This window comes from Klebsiella sp. HC6 (assembly GCF_022605325.1).
Lineage (GTDB): Bacteria > Pseudomonadota > Gammaproteobacteria > Enterobacterales > Enterobacteriaceae > Klebsiella > Klebsiella terrigena.
In genome coordinates, this window is record NZ_CP093276.1 from 4572016 (window position 1) to 4589454 (window position 17439).

Sequence of the window (17439 nt, forward strand, 5' to 3'; positions counted from 1 at the left end):
AAAAGCATTTTAAACCGGGGGCAATTCAAAACACTTCACCGGTTTTCCATCCTGCATTTCTACCAGTAACCGTGCAGATTGCGGTTGCTCAGTCAACAATCCTTGTTGGAATTGCCCGAACGACAAATGGGCTTCATTAATAGCCATCTTTTGCTGCATTAACGTCGTTGTCACCCATTTCCGCAGTAATACTTTATTGGCATTGGTCGTATTGCTCTGTTCCGTCAATGCGCTGATACCTTGTATCCGCTGGTGAAGCTGACTCTCAACTTTGTCAATAACGCTTGCGAACTGCTGATAATTATGAACAATAGTTTGTTGGCGGTGCCTGACGAGTGTTATGTCACCTTCGGCATGAGTCAGAAGATGCAATGCTTGCGCACGAACCTTCATTGCCAATCCCCATTCATGGATTCGCTCATCAAGGATCTTTTGTTGGGTTTGGATCTTGTTCGTAATTTCTGTACTGCCAAAGAGTCCGTGGTCTTTAAGCACTGACACTTTGTCGCCAGCAGCAGTAATATCACTCAGTAAGTGCTCCTGCAGGGCGGAAAACTGGACTTCAATATCCTCCAGTTTTTGGCGTATCGCAGGTGAGCATTGCCCCTCCAGCACCGTGGGTGTGATTTGCTGCAGATAGTGTATGGCTCCAATGATCTCTGACTTACGTGCACTGTTCTGGAACTCAGAAATCTCACGCACCGCTTCAACAATTTCCGTTAATTTCTTGCTGATATCTGCCAGATGTTTTTGCGCCAACACTGCAGAAGCAACATTCAACAACATACCGGCATTAACAAGTTGATTGAGTTTGTCAGGATTAAGCAGAACGGCATGTTCCTTAATACCTTTTTCTCCCAGACTGAATCCACGAAAACCTGGACCACCTTTTACACTCGCCAGAGGGCCATTAATAACGACCTCCATATATTGATGCCTGGCAATGCGTGCAGAGGTAGCCAGTGAGGGCAACGTTTGCAACAGCGGGCTCAGGCGTGAAATACCTGTAATATCCTGTTCCTGCATCGCTTCCGTGCTGATAAGTTCCGAAGATGGAATTGTCGAAACCGTAAGCGCAGGTTGGTTAATATCCTGCCCAAAACCCCAGCGTTCATCGTATGCGAGAGCAGGCATCGTGGCTGGTGTTGATTGAGCGGCAAGTTGGAACTGGCGGGAATTTTTTAAACGAATCCAGGCAATCTGCACCACGCAGGGCAGGGTTACTCGAAATGCCGGGTTCGAGATGTCATAGGCTGTATACAGACCGGTAATAGCCAGACCAACCGGCCCCGTCAGAACTCCCAAAACACGCCCGATCCCGAGCCCTGCAATTAATGGCAGGGCTTTGCCTGCCGTAGTTTGGGCAAGGCCATTGGCAACTAATGCTGCTTTCTGCCAGACGGGCATATCCATTCTGGATAATTTATCCATGCTGGCAGATGGGCTTATGCCCATATCATGCAGAATCTGGCTGCGTTCATCATCCGACATTTTTTTCCATGATGAGGTAAAGACATCATCAATGATCAGCGCTTCTTTTTCTTCAACAGTGGTAGAGGTTGGGGCTTTAATCTTCAGATGGCTGGCAACGTCATCCACAATTTCGTTATAGCCGACACCATTGCGACGAAACAGATTCACGAACGTATTGCCACCAAAATGCTGCAACTCCCGCACCAGCAGGCGCAGAGTTTCTTCATCGGGAACATCGTGGCGCTTGGCGTCCTGCAATACAGTTTTCACGCTGTCTGACATTGAAAAACCAAACTTGCCAGTGTTGGTGATGTAATCGATCAGCAGATCAATATCACCTTTATCCGCGTTCAGCAGCAGCGTAACCAGAGTCTCATCCCCCTGGATATCTATCTCGTTCATGAAAATTCCTCTGCAGTATTCATTGTCTGAAACTCTTAAAACCCACGTATTCCATCAATAAACGTATCAATCACGCTACGTACTCACTCATAGACACGTGTGCGGACCGTTTTACGTTCCAGAATTTTAGGTTGCCAGGTGAGGATTTAGGCTATCCGATCTTCTCGCGGGAATACATCGGTAAAAATGTAATGTTCCAGTAGTCCTGTGAGCTTAATGGCATCCAGTCGTTCTTCTTCACAACTAGCTGAAATGGCTCTACTTTTTTCGTGCTTAACATAGATTTCAAATGTCTGAGTGACATCTTCATCATGGGTGACGTATAGCAGATTTTCTTCAATAAGGTTTTCAATCAGCTCACTTTTCTGCGCATCGCGATATTGCTGTCGATGATATCCATGACCTTTTTCTTCTACTCCTGCGGCTCATTAGGCAGCGTTACCTGAATACCCGCCAACAGTATCAAAAGGTAGCCAACGTTAATTTCATCGCAGTGGCGCAGTGGCATTTCAAAATCGATATCATCCAGGCTTGCCCGTACTCACTGTGCTGGATACGGCTGCTATGTGAACCCGCTGTAAACATGACGATATTATGGTAAGTGGGCTGCACTAAGATTCCGAATAAAAATAAAATTACGTAAAACGATGGGCTTTAATCATAAGTTTTATGAATGACTCATATCAAGATATTTCAATTTATTAGATATGCGCAGGATCAATACTTTTTCGATGTGTATAACGTTCTATATATTCGATTATAAGAACATTATTATTTTGTTACTGGTTACCCTATGGGCCATGATAGTGAGCTATGACTTTTGAAGAGACGCGAGATGAGTTTCTCAACCGTAAGCGTGCTCTGGCAAGAGATATATTGAAAAATACTTCACAATTAACCGTTACTGATTTTTAAATCGTACTGAAATGGTACGCCCTACAGGGCTCGAACCTGTGACCTACGGCTTAGAAGGCCGTTGCTCTATCCAACTGAGCTAAGGGCGCACTGAGAAGCGGGAGCTTCATGATGTGCAATCGCCGGGAATTATACGGTGCATGCCTGATGAGTCAATGCATTTTGCCATCAAACTGTTTTCTGCGGCCGACTTGTCTACTTATGCACCAGGCGACGCATAAGGATTATCCAATCCGCTTCGTCATTTCCCCGTATAACATCGGCTTAAATGTCCGCCGGTTCGTCGTGTATGGATCTTCATCGCGTCGCAACGGCAGGGCTTATCGCCCCTCCGCGCGCCGAAAAGCGATAAAAAATCAAACGAGGACTGACAGAGAGGCTGGCTTCTGACAAAATATCCGCAACCCCCTTTCGTTAAGATACAGATGGAATCCTCTCTCTGATGGCAGCAAAAATTATTGACGGTAAAACGATTGCGCAGCAGGTGCGCTCTGAAGTCGCGGAAAAAGTGAAGGCGCGCACTGCGGCCGGAAAACGCGCCCCAGGGTTAGCCGTCGTGCTGGTTGGCAGCAACCCGGCATCGCAGATTTATGTCGGCAGCAAGCGCAAGGCGTGTGAAGAGGTGGGGTTCATCTCCCGCTCATACGATCTCCCGGAAACCACCAGCGAAGCGGAGCTGCTGGAGCTTATCGATACGCTGAATGCCGATTCGGCTATCGACGGTATCCTGGTGCAGCTGCCGCTGCCTGCCGGGATCGATAATGTGAAAGTACTGGAACGCATTGCGCCGGACAAAGACGTCGATGGCTTCCATCCCTACAACGTCGGCCGTCTGTGCCAGCGCGCTCCGCGTCTGCGCCCGTGTACGCCGCGCGGTATCGTGACGCTGCTTGAGCGCTACAACATCGATACCTACGGCCTGAATGCCGTGGTGATCGGCGCCTCTAACATCGTCGGCCGTCCGATGAGCATGGAGCTGCTGCTGGCAGGCTGCACCACCACCGTGACCCACCGCTTTACCAAAAACCTGCGCCAGCACGTCGAAAATGCCGATCTGCTGATCGTCGCGGTCGGTAAGCCGGGCTTTATTCCGGGCGAATGGATTAAAGAAGGCGCGATTGTGGTCGATGTCGGGATTAACCGCCTGGAAAGCGGCAAAGTGGTTGGCGACGTGGTTTATGAAGATGCCGCCGCGCGCGCGTCATACATCACGCCGGTCCCTGGCGGCGTCGGCCCGATGACCGTTGCCACCCTCATTCAGAACACGCTGCAGGCGTGCGAAGAGTATCACGACATTCAGGAGGCCTAAGATGGCGACTTTTTCTCTGGGTAAACACCCGCACGTTGAGCTGTGCGATCTGCTGAAGCTGGAAGGCTGGAGCGAAAGCGGCGCGCAGGCAAAAATCGTGATTGCCGACGGTCTGGTGAAAGTTGACGGCGCGGTTGAAACCCGCAAGCGCTGCAAGATCGTTGCCGGCCAGACGGTCAGCTTTGAAGGTCAGAGCATCACCGTGACCGCCTGACCGCCGTCGCTGAATAAAAAAATGCCGGGCCCTTAAGGTCCGGCATTTTTATTTCGCTAAAGGCTGCGCTGCCCCCTGGCGTCTCGCCCGGAGTTCAGGCCTGAGACTACTTGCGGCGCCAGGTGGTGCCCTGAGCGCCATCTTCCAGCACGATCCCCATCTCGTTGAGACGGTCACGCGCGGCGTCCGCTGCGGCCCAGTCCTTCGCTTTACGCGCGTCGAGACGCTGCTGAATCAGCGCTTCAATCTCAGCCACTTCGCCGTCATCCGCCTGCGCCCCACTCTGCAGGAACACGTCCGGCTCCTGCTCCAGCAGGCCCAGCACGCCGGAGAGCTTACGCATATGCGCCGCCAGCGCGTTCGCCGCCTGCGCATCTTCGGTTTTCAGCCGGTTCACTTCGCGCGCCATATCGAACAGCACCGAATAGGCTTCCGGGGTGTTGAAATCGTCGTCCATCGCTTCCACAAAGCGCGCTTCAAACGCCTCGCCGCCGGCCGGGGCTACGCTGCCATCGGTACCGCGCAGCGCGGTGTAGAGACGCTCCAGCGCGGAACGCGCCTGCTTCAGGTTCTCTTCGCTGTAGTTCAGCTGGCTACGATAGTGGCCGGACATCAGGAAGTAGCGGATGGTTTCGGCATCGTAGTACTTCAGCACGTCGCGCACGGTAAAGAAGTTGCCCAGCGATTTCGACATCTTTTCGCGGTCAATCATCACCATGCCGGAGTGCATCCAGTAGTTCACGTATTCGCCGTCGTGCGCGCAGGTGGACTGCGCGATTTCGTTTTCGTGATGCGGGAACATCAGATCCGAACCGCCGCCGTGAATATCAAAATGGTTGCCCAGCTGCTTGCAGTTCATCGCCGAACATTCGATGTGCCAGCCCGGACGCCCGGCCCCCCACGGCGACGGCCAGCTCGGTTCGCCCTCTTTCGACATCTTCCACAGCACGAAGTCCATCGGGTTGCGCTTGACGTCAACCACGTCAACGCGAGCGCCGGCCTGCAGCTGCTCCAGATCCTGACGCGACAGCTGACCGTAGTTCGGATCGGTCGGAACCGAGAACATCACGTCGCCGTTGTCCGCCACATAGGCGTGCTCGCGGGCGATCAGCTGCCCGGTGATTTCAATAATTTCCGGAATGTGGTGCGTCGCACGCGGCTCGAGGTCCGGGCGCAGAATATTCAGCGCATCAAAATCGCTGTGCATTTCGCCAATCATGCGATCGACCAGCGCCACGAAGCTTTCGCCGTTCTCATTCGCACGCTTAATGATTTTGTCGTCAATATCGGTGATGTTGCGCACATACTTCAGCTTATAGCCGAGAAAACGCAGGTAGCGGGCTACGACGTCAAAAGAGACAAAAGTACGGCCGTGGCCGATGTGACAGAGATCGTAAACGGTGATACCACACACGTACATGCCAACTTCCCCGGCATGAATAGGTTTAAACTCTTCTTTTTGGCGCGTCAGTGTATTAAAAATTTTTAACATCGAAGATTCCGTGTAAACGTGTGTAGTGATAAGCCGCATATTCTAACCTGAATTCAACCCCGAAGCAGCACACAATGCAAGGTGATCCAACCCCGCGGTTATGCTATAACAGCCCCCTATGTCACGCCCAACCTTGGGTTCAAGCACCACAATCATCGGAACAGGATGCAAAAATGGTTACTTTCCACACTAATCATGGCGATATCGTAATCAAAACCTTTGACGACAAAGCGCCGGAAACAGTTAAAAACTTCCTGGACTACTGCCGCGAAGGTTTCTATAACAACACCATTTTCCACCGTGTTATCAACGGCTTTATGATCCAGGGCGGCGGTTTTGAGCCGGGTATGGAGCAGAAAACAACCAAGTCTCCGATCCAAAACGAAGCCAACAACGGCCTGAAAAACACCCGCGGCACTCTGGCGATGGCCCGTACTCAGGCGCCTCACTCCGCCACCGCGCAGTTCTTCATCAACGTGGCTGATAACGACTTCCTGAACTTCTCTGGTGAAAACCTGCAGGGTTGGGGCTACTGCGTATTTGCTGAAGTCGTTGAAGGCATGGACGTGGTAGACAAAATCAAAGCGGTTTCTACCGGCCGCAGCGGCATGCATCAGGATGTGCCGAAAGAAGATGTTGTGATCAAAAGCGTCACCGTCAGCGAATAATTCGTGGCGACACTTTTTATTGCAGACCTGCATCTGCAAACCGAAGAACCGGCGATCGTCGCCGGTTTTCTCCGCTTTTTACGCGGCCAGGCCCGCGAGGCGGACGCGCTCTATATCCTTGGCGATCTGTTCGAAGCCTGGATCGGCGATGACGATCCTAACCCGCTGCATCAGGAAATCGCCGCCGCGCTCAGCGCATTGACCGACTCCGGCGTCCCCTGCTTTTTCGTCCACGGCAACCGCGATTTTCTTATCGGCCAGCGCTTTGCCCGCGCCTGCGGCATGACGCTGCTGACGGAAGAAAACGTGCTCGATCTCTACGGCCGCCGCGTTTTAATTATGCATGGCGACACCCTCTGCACCGACGATGCCGGCTACCTGGCGTTTCGCGCCAAGGTGCATACGCCGTGGATCCAGCGCCTTTTCCTCGCTCTGCCGCTGTTTATTCGCCGCCGCATCGCCGCGAAAATGCGCGCCAACAGCACCGCGGCCAACAGCAGCAAGTCGATAGAGATCATGGACGTTAACCCGCAGGCGGTCACGGCGGTCCTCGAAAAGCATCGCGTCCAGTGGCTGATCCACGGTCATACCCATCGCCCGGCCATCCACCAAATAGAAGCAAACGGCATGCCGGCCTTTCGCGTGGTCCTCGGCGCGTGGCACAGCGAAGGCTCGATGGTGAAGGTCACCAAAGACGACGTTGAACTGATCCCCTTCCCGTTTTAATTATCGCGCTATTTTCCGCCGCAATCGGCCTACGCAACCGTTTTCCTCGCCCGTTTATCGTGTTATTCTCTGTGGCCTCTAAAGCAGTGTGAAGCACACCCACAGGAGTTTTAAGACGCATGTCTTCCCGCAATAATTCGGCGCGTATCGCCATCGTGATGGGGTCCAAAAGCGACTGGGCTACCATGCAGTTTACCGCAGAAATCCTTGATGCCCTGAACGTTCCGTACCATGTTGAAGTGGTCTCCGCGCACCGTACTCCCGATAAGCTGTTCAGCTTCGCCGAAGGCGCGGAAAGCAACGGCTATCAGGTGATTATTGCCGGTGCGGGCGGCGCGGCGCATTTGCCGGGCATGATTGCGGCGAAAACGCTGGTCCCGGTGCTCGGCGTGCCGGTGCAGAGCGCGGCGCTGAGCGGCGTTGACAGCCTCTACTCTATCGTCCAGATGCCGCGCGGGATCCCGGTCGGCACGCTGGCCATCGGTAAAGCCGGCGCGGCCAACGCCGCCCTGCTGGCGGCACAGATTCTGGCGGTGCACGACGCCGAACTGCACCAGCGCCTGAGCGCATGGCGCCAGGCGCAAACCGATGAAGTGCTGGATAATCCGGACCCACGGGGTGCGGCATGAAGCAGGTTTGTATCCTCGGCAACGGCCAGCTCGGCCGCATGCTGCGCCAGGCCGGAGAGCCGCTGGGTATCGCGGTGTGGCCGGTTGGCCTTGAGGCCGATCCTGAAGCGGTGCCGTTTCAGCAAAGCGTCATCACCGCTGAAATCGAACGCTGGCCGGAAACGGCCCTCACCCGCGAACTGGCGCGTCACCCGGCGTTTGTTAACCGCGACGTGTTTCCCATTATTGCCGATCGCCTGACGCAAAAGCAGCTGTTCGACAGGCTGGGCCTCGCCACCGCGCCGTGGCAGCTGCTGGCGGATAAAAACCAGTGGCCGGAGATTTTCGCGACCCTCGGCGAGCTGGCTATCGTTAAGCGCCGCGTGGGCGGCTACGACGGGCGCGGCCAGTGGCGCCTGCGTGAAGACGACTGCGCGCAGCTGCCCGACGATAACTACGGCGAATGCATCGTCGAACGGGGAATTAACTTCTCCGGCGAAGTGTCGCTGGTTGGCGCCCGCGCCCGGGACGGCAGCACGGTGTTCTATCCGCTGACCCGCAACCTGCATCAGGACGGAATTCTGCGCACCAGCGTCGCCTTCCCGCAGGCCAACGCCCGCCAGCAGGACCAGGCCGAAGGCATGCTCTCCGCCATTATGGACGAACTGCAGTACGTCGGCGTCATGGCGATGGAGTGCTTCGTCACCGCCGACGGTCTGCTGATCAACGAGCTGGCCCCGCGCGTGCACAACAGCGGCCACTGGACGCAGAACGGCGCCTCCATCAGCCAGTTTGAGCTGCATCTGCGGGCCATTACCGACCTGCCGCTGCCGCCGCCGGTGGTCAACAGCCCGTCGGTGATGATCAACCTGATCGGTACCGATCTCAACTACGACTGGCTGAAGCTGCCGCTGGTGCACCTGCACTGGTACGACAAAGAGGTTCGTCCGGGCCGCAAAGTGGGCCACCTGAACCTGACCGACAGCGATACCGACCGCCTGAGCGCCACGCTCGAAGCGTTGAAGCCGCTGCTGCCGCCGGAGTACGCCAGCGGTATTTTCTGGGCGCAGTCGCAGCTCAGCTAAGCCTTTCGTGCCGGGGGAAGCGCGTTATTCCTTCCCCGGCACGCCTTCAGGCGCGTAGAATCCCTCCTTCGCTTTACAGAAAATCTCGGTTTCACTGCAAAAGGAAGACCCATGAATAATGGGACGGATTACCGCGCCATTCTCGCCGCGGATACCCCACTCATTGACGTACGCGCCCCGGTTGAATTCAGCCAAAGCGCGCTCCCCGCAGCGCTCAACCTGCCGCTGATGGACGATGAAGAACGCGCCGCCGTCGGCACCTGCTATAAACGTCAGGGGGCAGAAGCCGCCCTGGCGCTCGGCCATCGCCTGGTCAATGGCGACCTTCGCGCCCAGCGCATGCGGGCGTGGCGTGAAGCCTGCTTACGCAATCCTCAGGGCTATCTTTGCTGCGCCCGCGGCGGCCAGCGCTCGCACATTGTTCAGCAGTGGCTGCGCGAATCGGGCGTCGATTATCCGCTGATCGTCGGCGGCTATAAGGCGCTGCGCCAGGCCGCCATCCAGCTGACGCAGGAGCTGGTCCAGCGCTCGATAGTGCTTATCGGCGGCTGCACCGGCAACGGTAAAACTCAGCTGGTCGGCGCGCGGCCCGACGGAATAGACCTCGAAGGCCTCGCCCACCATCGCGGCTCCTCCTTCGGACGCACGCTGCGCGAGCAACACTCTCAGGCGACGTTTGAAAACCACCTCGCGGTAGCCATGCTGAAAAAAGCGGCCAGCCAGCGCCGCTGGGTGCTGGAAGATGAGGGGCATATGATAGGCGCCAACCACCTGCCGGAATGCCTGCGCGAGCGCATGGCGCAGTCGCCGCTGGCGGTGGTGGAGGATCCGTTTGACGTCCGCCTGGCGAGGCTGCGGGAGGAGTATTTTGACCGGATGCACCGCGAATTTATGGCCGCGTACGGTGAAGAGCAGGGCTGGCAGGAGTACGGCGCCTATCTGCACCACGGCCTGTTTGCTATCCGCCGTCGCCTGGGGCTCCAGCGTTTTGCTCAGCTCACCGCCCTGCTCGATGATGCGCTGGCGGAACAGCTGCGCACGGCAAGCACCGAGGCGCATTTTGCGTGGCTCGTTCCGCTATTGAAAGAGTACTACGACCCGATGTATCGCTATCAGCTGGGTAAAAAGGCGGAGAAGATTATCTTTCGCGGAAGCTGGCAGGACGTCGCCTCCTGGCTGGCGCGGTAGCCCGCGTAAACGCAGCGCAAGCCGGGATTTTCGGCGTCGCGCTGCGCGGGAGGTCGCGGTTTAGAAGTCGTAGCGCAGACGCACCAGGTTCATATCGCCCAGGTTGTCGGTGCTCGACGTAAAGACGTGTTCGTAGTCAACGCGGAAGCCATAATCGAGCTGGAAGCTGATCCCCAGACCGTTATCAATGCGCTGGTAGTTACGTCCGTTCACGTATTCCAGGCGGTCGCCCATAAAGTACGGCTGAACGGATTTAAGCGCGTACTGGCCAACCGGGATTTTATACCCCGCAAAGTACTCAATACCCCAGGCATCGCCGGCGAAGTAGTTATTCACATCGGCTTTTTTGGTGGTCAGGAAGTTCTGATACCAGCCGCCGCCGAAGGAGAAGGTCCAGTTATCCGGCGTCCAGCTTAGGGCGGTACCGAGGATATTCTGGTCATAGGTTTTATTCTCAGCGCTCGACGGATCGCGCATTTCGGCACGCGTATAGTTCCACGCCGTACCCCAGGTCAGGTCCTTCATGATGTGATAGTCCACGCCAACGGAGCCCCCGCCTTTACGCTTATAGCGCAGGCCATTTCCCGGCAGATACTCATTATCTTCAAACAGATAAGAAGCATACAGATCGACGTCACCGGCCGATTTTTTGTACTTGAGCATATTGCGCGAGCGGTAGGAACCATCGTAATCGCCGTTGATCCCGTTACCCGGTGCCTGGGCAATCATGTCGTAATCCCAGATATCGGTTTTGGCGCCCACCACATCGTAATAAATACTGTTTTGCTGACCGTAGGTTAACGTCCCCCAGGTGTCGCTCTTCAGCCCGGTATAGAGCATACGGCGAGAGGTGTTATTGGCGCCCTCCGCATAGTGATTATCCCAGTCGAACAGCGCCGGAATATTGACCCCCAGTTCGTAATAGCTGATCCAGCTGATATCGTCGAACAGGTAATAATCAGCGGCGAAGCGGAAACGGGTGCCGCCGTCGAAGCCGTTACGCTTATAGGAGCCTTTGTCGCCATCGCCGGACATCATGTTGAACTGCGGACGAATACTCCCGCCGACGGTGAAATTCAGACGGCTTAACGGATCGCCGGCCTGCGGATCTTGTTTCAGCAGCGTTATCTCGGCCTGGGAAGCAAAAGAAGTGACTGCCAGCGCTGCGCCGATCGTTATCGCCAGCGCTTTTATTTTATGTGCCATGCTTTTTCCTTGAGTAATAAGCAACCTTATATTTGCAAGGTGAATATTAACCGTGATTACCAACTCCGTGTTGTCGCTTTTTTACGCTTTCGTGCTCTTAAAAATCAGTGACTTACCATTTTGTGCCGTTAACGAAAAGCCGCCGCGAATTTCATTCAACCGTCATTAACCTGCGCTAGCTGCGTCGCGCCCGCAGGGGCTCGCTTTGCCGTCGCCGATCTATTGCGGGTATAGTTGCCGATGCACGGCGCTCCCGGGAAGTACCGCTCTGCCGACGGCGCGCTGGCGAACCCTACGTCGAGCCCATGGAGGAGTTATGTCGAATAAACTGCTACAGCTTCACTTTGCCTTTAACGGCCCGTTTGGCAGCGAGATGTCCCGTCAGCTGGTGGAGCTTGCCGAGTCCATCAACCAGGAGCCGGGTTTTATCTGGAAGATTTGGACCGAAAGCGACAAAAACTACGAGGCGGGAGGTATCTATCTTTTTGCGGATGAGGAGACGGCGCTCGCCTATCTTACGAAGCATACCGCGCGCCTGAAGTCGCTGGGCGTCGAATGCGTGGAGTACAAACTTTTTGATATTAATGAACCGCTGACCGCGCTGAACCACGGCCATGCCCGCTAGCCGGGCGCCTGGCTTAAACGCAACGCAGTAAAAAGCCCGGGGCGCTGATGCTCCACCCCGGGCCTGCAAACGATCCGCCCGCTGAATTACTGGCTAAACTGGCGGAACAGCGCCTTGCCTTTTAACAAACGCAGCCCCAGCCAGCCGCCGCACAGGGAGAGCAGCAGCGCCCCGCAGAGCGGCAGCATCACCCACAGCCGCCAGTCCGGCGACCACGGGAAATCAAAGACTTTGGTTTGCAGCATCGCCAGCGCCACCTCAGCCCCTATCGCCGCCACAATCCCGGAAACCACCCCCAGCAGGGCAAACTCCGCCCACAGCGTGGTACGCAGCAGCGATTTTCCGGCCCCCAGCGTGCGCCAGACCACCAGCTCCTGATAGCGCTGGCGCATCCCGACCTGAACCTGCGCCAGCAGCAGTAAAATACCGCAGGCGGTCACCAGCACCACCATCACTTCCAGCGCGCGGCTGACCTGCGTCAGTACCTGACCCACCTGACGCAGAATGGCGCCGATATCCAGCAGGCTGACGGTCGGGAATTCGCGGTTCAGCTGCGTCAACATGCCGCTGCCGTTATCCCAGCGGAAGCTGGTCAGCCAGCTCTGCGGCTGTCCGTCGAGCGCGTTCGGCGGGAAGATAAAGAAGAAGTTAGGCCGCAGGCTCTCCCAGTCAACTTTGCGCACGCTGGTCACCTTAGCGCTGAAGTCCTGGGTATCGCCGGTGAAGGTGACGCTATCGCCGAGCTTAACCCCCAGCCGCTGCGCCAGCCCCTCTTCGATCGACACCTCACCGGCTTTTGGCGGCCAGCTGCCGGCCACCAGCGGATTATGATCCGGCCGGTCGTTGCTCCAGGTCAGGTTGAGCTCGCGATTCAGCGCTTCGTCCTTATTGCCCTCCGTCGCCTGGCCGTTAATCTGCGTCAGGCGCGCGCGGACGATCGGGTAGAACTCCGTCGCCGCCGTCTGGTGCCCGGCAAGAAAAGCTTTGACCGGCGCGACCTGATCCGGGGCAATATTAATCAGGAAGTAGTTGGGGCTTTCCGGCGGCAGCTGCTGCTGCCAGCGATCCAGCAGATCGCCGCGCAGCACCAGCAGCAGGGCGAGCAGCATAAACGACAGCGAGAACGCCGCCAGCTGGCTGAGCGTCGACCACGGCTGGCGCAGCAGCCGGTTGACCGCGAGGCGCAGCGGCAGCGCCTTCAGCGTCACGCGCTTCAGCAGCCACAGCAGCCCCCATCCCAGCAGGCCGCACAGCAGCGCCAGCACCACCGCGCCGGCCAGTACCGCCCACAGCAGCGGGCTGCCGCCCATCAGCCAGGCCAGCAGAATAACCACCACCGCGCAGACCAGCGGAATATAGACCTTCAGCGGCCAGACGTTAGCCACCACGTCCTGACGCAGCACCCGCAGCGGCAGCGTCGCCAGCAGCAGCCGATAGGGACGCAGGCCCACCAGCAGCGAAATCACCACCATCGCGCCAATCGCCCACAGCCACGGCCAGAGGCTGGCGGCCGGCAGCGCGCCCGGGAGAACCGGTTTCAGCATCACCAGCAGGACTTTCTCCAGCCCCATCCCCATCGCGCCGCCGGCAATGACCGCCAGCGCCAGCAGCAGCAGCCACTGCCCGACGATCAGCTTGCGCAGCTGCGCCCGCCCGGCGCCCAGGGTTTTAAGGATCGCCACCAGATCGTAACGGCTGCGGCAGTAGTGGCTCATGGCCACCGCTACCGCCGCCACCGCCAGCAGGAGGGTGAGCAGCGCCGAGAGCAGCAGGAACTGCTGCGAGCGTTCGAGCGATTTACCCAGCGCGCTGTCATCCTGCTGCAGGCCAATCCAGCGGTGTTCCGTCCCCAGCTTTGGCAGCAGCCACCGCTCATATTCCGCCAGCTGCGGCGCGGTTCCGGCAAACTTATAGCGCCAGGAGACGCGGCTGCCGGGCTGCACCGCCCCGGTCTTTGCCACATCGGCGGTATTCATCATCAGCCGCGGCGCCATCTGGAAAGGATTGAACCCGGCGTCCGGCTCCTGAATCACCTCCCCGGCAATGCGCAGCGTGGCGTCGCCGACGTCGATGGTATCGCCGGTTTTTAAATTTAGCAGCGCCATTAATCGCGGGGCCAGCAGCACGCTGCCCGCCTGCGGTTTTAAGCCCGGCGGCTGGGTTTCCAGCAGCCCGTAAAGAGGATAGGTATCATCAACCGCCTTGACGTCGGCCAGCTGCGGCGTATCGCCAGCGAAGGTCATGGTGGCGAAGCTGAGCTGTTCGCCAACCGTTAACCCCAGCCGGTGCGCCTGCGCGAGCCAGTCGGCGGGCACCTCGCGCGAGCTGCGCAGCGTCCGGTCTCCGGCCATAAACTCACGGCTCTGCTGGCTGAGCCCCTTTTCCATGCGATCGCTTATCGACCCCAGCGCCAGCACGCAGGCCACCGCCAGGCTCAGCGCCAGCCAGACGATCAGCAGCGATGGCGATCGCCATTCGCGCCAGAACCAGCGGGCAATCATGCTTCCTCCCGCAGCTGACCATCAACCAGCCGCAGCCGCCGGTCGCAGCGCGCCGCCAGCAGCGGATCGTGCGTCACCAGGATCAGCGTCGTCCCGTGTTCGCGATTGAGCGAGAACAGCAGGTCGGCAATTTTATCCCCGGTCTGCCGATCGAGGTTGCCGGTCGGCTCATCGGCAAACAGCAGCTCCGGACGCCCGTTGAAGGCGCGGGCCAGCGCCACCCGCTGCTGCTCGCCGCCGGAAAGCTGCGCCGGCAGATGGTTCAGGCGCTTGCCCAGCCCCAGCTGCTCCAGCAGCGCCCTGGCGCTGCCCCGGCTCTGGCTGTCGCTCTCGCCGCGCAGCAGCGCCGGAAGCTCGACGTTCTCCAGCGCGTTGAGGGTCGGGATTAGCATAAAGGACTGAAAGACAAAGCCGATGTGCTTCGCGCGCAGCTGCGCCCTCGCCTCTTCGTCCATGCGGTGCAGCGGCTGCCCGAGTAAAGAGACTTCACCGCCACTGCCGTCGTCCAGCCCGGCAAGGATCGCCAGCAGCGTGGATTTGCCGGAACCCGACTCGCCAATCAGGGCGATGGTCTGCGCCGGTTTGACAACCAGCTCAACTCCGGTGAGGATGGAAAGCTGATGCTCTCCCTGACCGACGGACTTCTTAAGATGATGAACTTCAAGTATGTTTTCCGCTGGCATTTGCCTTTCCTGTTTCTGGTCCTGTTTACCTGCCGCGCGATGGCGGCGGACACGCTGTTAGTTCTCGGCGATAGCCTGAGCGCCGGCTATCGCATGGCGGCCAACGCCGCGTGGCCTGCGCTACTTAACGATAAGTGGCAGGCAAAAACGCCGGTGGTCAACGCCAGCATCAGCGGCGACACGTCGCAGCAGGGGCTGGCGCGTCTGCCGGCGCTGCTTAAACAGCATCAGCCGCGCTGGGTGCTGGTCGAACTGGGCGGCAACGACGGGCTGCGCGGCTTCCCGCCGCAGCAAACGGAGCAGACGCTGCGCACCGTTTTGCAGGATATCAAAGCGGCGAATGCCCAGCCGCTGCTGATGCAAATTCGCCTGCCCGCCAACTACGGCCGTCGTTATAATGAAGCCTTTAGCGCAATGTATCCCGCACTGGCCAAAGAGTTTGATATTCCTCTGTTACCCTTTTTTATGGAAGAGGTCTATCTGAAGCCGCAGTGGATGCAGGATGATGGAATCCACCCCAACCGCGACGCCCAGCCGTTTATTGCCGACTGGATGGCGACGCGGCTGGCTCCCTTAGTTAATCATGACTCCTGATCCTCAGGGGTTGTTTGCAGGTAAAGTTATGCAAAAAACGGTTTTAGTTACAGGATGTTCCAGCGGTATTGGCCTTGAAAGCGCGCTCGATCTGCAACGTCAGGGCTTTAACGTTCTGGCGGCCTGCCGCAAGGCTGACGACGTTGCGCGGATGCAGGAACTCGGACTGACCGGTATTTTGCTGGATCTCGACGATCCGCTGAGCGTGGAGCGCGCGGCGGCAGAGGTTATCGCCCTGACCGATAACCGCCTGTACGGCCTGTTTAATAACGCCGGCTACGGCGTGTATGGCCCGCTTATCACCATCAGCCGCCGGCAGATGGAGCAGCAGTTTGGCGCCAACTTTTTTGGCGCCCATCAGCTCACCATGCTGCTGCTTCCGGCGATGGAGCCGCACGGCGAGGGCCGCATCGTGATGACCTCCTCGGTGATGGGGATCATCTCCAGCCCCGGGCGCGGCGCCTATGCCGCCAGCAAATATGCACTGGAGGCCTGGTCCGACGCCCTGCGCATGGAGCTGCGCTATAGCGGCATTAAGGTCAGCCTGATTGAGCCGGGGCCGATTCGCACCCGCTTTACGACCAACGTCAACCAAACCCAGAGCGATAAACCGGTGGAAAACCCCGGTATCGCCGCGCGCTTTACCCTCGGGCCGGAGGCGGTGGTGGAAAAAGTGCGCCATGCTTTCGTTAGCGAGAAACCGAAGCTGCGCTATCCGGTGACCCTGGTCACGCACGCGGTGGCCCTGCTCAAACGCCTGTTGCCCACGCGGATGATGGACAAAATTATCCAGGGCTGAGTTGAAGCTCCGGCCGTCGCCCCCATGTATACAAAAAATTGATTAAAGAGATGCGCTTATGTCAGTACAGAATATTATCAACATTACCGAAGCTAACCTGCACCAGACGCTGGAACAATCCGTTACCGCACCGGTGCTGTTTTATTTCTGGTCCGCGCGCAGCCAGCACTGCGAGCAGCTGACGCCGGTTCTGGAAAGCCTGGCGGCGCAGTACAACGGTCAGTTTATCCTGGCGAAGGTGGACTGCGATGCCGAGCAGATGCTGGCTTCACAGTTCGGCCTGCGCTCGATCCCAACGGTTTATCTGTTCCAGAACGGTCAGCCGGTGGACGGCTTTGAAGGCCCGCAGCCTGAGTCCGCCGTCCGCGCGCTGCTTGATAAGGTGCTGCCGCGCGAAGAAGAGCTAAAGGCCCAGCAGGCGCTGGCGCTGATGCAGGAAGAGAAGTACGCCGAAGCCCTGCCGCTGCTGAAAGAGGCGTGGCAGCTCTCCGCTCAGGATAGCCAGATTGGCCTGCTGCTGGCGGAAACGCTGATCGCCTTGCACCGCTCCGACGAGGCCGAAGCGGTGCTGAAAACCGTTCCGCTGCAGGATCAGGATACCCGTTTCCAGGGGCTGGTGGCGCAGATTGAGCTGCTCAAGCAGGCGGCCGATACCCCGGAAATCCAGCTGCTCCAGCAGCAGGTTGAGCAAAACCCGCAGGACGCGGCGCTGGCGGCCCAGCTGGCCCTGCAGCTGCATCAGGTTGGCCGCAACGAAGAGGCGCTGGCGCTGCTGTTCAGCCATCTGCAGAAAGATTTAGACGCCGGCGATGGCCAGGTGCGCAAGATGCTGCAGGAAATTCTGGCCGCCCTCGGCACCGGCGACGCGCTGGCCGCCAAATATCGCCGCCAGCTCTACTCCCTGCTGTACTGATCGTTACGCCACAAAACCCTCCCCGGCGGCGCTGCGCC

General features: G+C 57.9%; 17 protein-coding genes and 1 tRNA gene. 11 read left to right on the forward strand and 7 right to left on the reverse strand.

Going from position 1 to position 17439, the window contains the following annotated elements; translation table 11 throughout:
- Nucleotides 1–9: 9 nt before the first annotated feature.
- The 3 genes from MMW58_RS22150 to MMW58_RS22155 form a co-directional block, all read right to left on the reverse strand.
- Nucleotides 10–1875, reverse strand: coding sequence for a YaaW family protein (locus tag MMW58_RS22150; RefSeq protein WP_241722120.1), 1866 nt, complete (start codon nt 1873–1875; stop codon nt 10–12).
- A 146-nt stretch (nt 1876–2021) separates the two neighbouring features.
- Entirely contained in the window at nt 2022–2231 is a 210-nt protein-coding gene (locus MMW58_RS30360; RefSeq protein WP_371823017.1) for a hypothetical protein, read from the reverse strand.
- A gap of 571 nt (nt 2232–2802) precedes the next feature.
- Nucleotides 2803–2879 (reverse strand) — tRNA-Arg (locus MMW58_RS22155).
- A 353-nt stretch (nt 2880–3232) separates the two neighbouring features.
- On the opposite strand from MMW58_RS22155, the gene folD reads away from it, so the two are divergent.
- Nucleotides 3233–4099 carry a bifunctional methylenetetrahydrofolate dehydrogenase/methenyltetrahydrofolate cyclohydrolase FolD gene (gene folD / locus MMW58_RS22160; protein WP_041144398.1) on the forward strand — a complete coding sequence of 289 codons (867 nt, stop codon included), beginning with the start codon at nt 3233–3235 and terminating at the stop codon, nt 4097–4099.
- Between the two features lies 1 nt (nt 4100).
- Nucleotides 4101–4313 (forward strand): ribosome-associated protein YbcJ, encoded by a 213-nt coding sequence (ybcJ, locus tag MMW58_RS22165; protein WP_045854288.1) that lies wholly within the window; start codon nt 4101–4103, stop codon nt 4311–4313.
- Nucleotides 4314–4419: 106 nt separating this feature from the next.
- Here the strand turns inward: ybcJ and cysS are convergent, their stop codons facing one another.
- Nucleotides 4420–5805: a cysteine--tRNA ligase gene (gene cysS, locus MMW58_RS22170; protein WP_133596518.1), complete on the reverse strand. Its 1386-nt coding sequence runs from the start codon at nt 5803–5805 to the stop codon at nt 4420–4422.
- 173 nt (nt 5806–5978) lie between these two features.
- Here cysS and ppiB point away from each other — a divergent pair, with 173 nt between their 5' ends.
- The 5 genes from ppiB to mnmH all read left to right on the forward strand — a co-directional run bounded on the left by ppiB (nt 5979) and on the right by mnmH (nt 10080).
- Complete coding sequence (ppiB, locus tag MMW58_RS22175; protein WP_041144395.1) at nt 5979–6473, forward strand: peptidylprolyl isomerase B; 495 nt, start codon at nt 5979–5981, stop codon at nt 6471–6473.
- Between the two features lie 3 nt (nt 6474–6476).
- On the forward strand, nt 6477–7199 hold the full coding sequence (gene lpxH / locus MMW58_RS22180) for a UDP-2,3-diacylglucosamine diphosphatase (RefSeq protein WP_133596516.1): 723 nt from the start codon (nt 6477–6479) through the stop codon (nt 7197–7199).
- Nucleotides 7200–7318: 119 nt separating this feature from the next.
- A complete protein-coding gene (gene purE / locus MMW58_RS22185; protein ID WP_095094553.1) occupies nt 7319–7828 on the forward strand; it encodes a 5-(carboxyamino)imidazole ribonucleotide mutase in 510 nt (169 codons plus the stop codon).
- Complete coding sequence (gene purK / locus MMW58_RS22190; protein ID WP_133596514.1) at nt 7825–8892, forward strand: 5-(carboxyamino)imidazole ribonucleotide synthase; 1068 nt, start codon at nt 7825–7827, stop codon at nt 8890–8892. Before purE ends, purK begins: the two co-directional genes overlap by 4 nt.
- Before the next feature lie 111 nt (nt 8893–9003).
- Nucleotides 9004–10080, forward strand: coding sequence for a tRNA 2-selenouridine(34) synthase MnmH (gene mnmH, locus MMW58_RS22195; RefSeq protein ID WP_159235942.1), 1077 nt, complete (start codon nt 9004–9006; stop codon nt 10078–10080).
- Nucleotides 10081–10140: 60 nt separating this feature from the next.
- On the opposite strand, the gene MMW58_RS22200 is transcribed toward mnmH, so the two are convergent.
- Nucleotides 10141–11286 (reverse strand): porin, encoded by a 1146-nt coding sequence (locus MMW58_RS22200; protein ID WP_133596510.1) that lies wholly within the window; start codon nt 11284–11286, stop codon nt 10141–10143.
- A 316-nt stretch (nt 11287–11602) separates the two neighbouring features.
- On the opposite strand from MMW58_RS22200, the gene MMW58_RS22205 reads away from it, so the two are divergent.
- Nucleotides 11603–11911 (forward strand): monooxygenase, encoded by a 309-nt coding sequence (locus MMW58_RS22205; protein WP_241722121.1) that lies wholly within the window; start codon nt 11603–11605, stop codon nt 11909–11911.
- A gap of 86 nt (nt 11912–11997) precedes the next feature.
- Here the strand turns inward: MMW58_RS22205 and ybbP are convergent, their stop codons facing one another.
- Entirely contained in the window at nt 11998–14412 is a 2415-nt protein-coding gene (ybbP, locus tag MMW58_RS22210; protein WP_241722122.1) for a putative ABC transporter permease subunit YbbP, read from the reverse strand.
- On the reverse strand, nt 14409–15095 hold the full coding sequence (gene ybbA, locus MMW58_RS22215) for a putative ABC transporter ATP-binding protein YbbA (RefSeq protein ID WP_041144387.1): 687 nt from the start codon (nt 15093–15095) through the stop codon (nt 14409–14411). Before ybbA ends, ybbP begins: the two co-directional genes overlap by 4 nt.
- On the opposite strand from ybbA, the gene tesA reads away from it, so the two are divergent.
- Genes tesA through MMW58_RS22230 form a run of 3 tightly spaced genes read left to right on the forward strand, consistent with a single transcriptional unit; the run spans nt 15063 to nt 17401 of the window.
- Nucleotides 15063–15689, forward strand: a complete 627-nt coding sequence (tesA, locus tag MMW58_RS22220; protein ID WP_095094542.1) for a multifunctional acyl-CoA thioesterase I/protease I/lysophospholipase L1 — start codon at nt 15063–15065, stop codon at nt 15687–15689. The genes ybbA and tesA overlap by 33 nt on opposite strands.
- On the forward strand, nt 15679–16488 hold the full coding sequence (locus tag MMW58_RS22225) for an SDR family oxidoreductase (protein WP_166646109.1): 810 nt from the start codon (nt 15679–15681) through the stop codon (nt 16486–16488). The genes tesA and MMW58_RS22225 overlap by 11 nt, the downstream gene beginning before the upstream one ends.
- A 58-nt stretch (nt 16489–16546) precedes the next feature.
- A complete protein-coding gene (locus tag MMW58_RS22230) occupies nt 16547–17401 on the forward strand; it encodes a thioredoxin family protein (RefSeq protein WP_241722123.1) in 855 nt (284 codons plus the stop codon).
- Nucleotides 17402–17439: the final 38 nt, after the last annotated feature.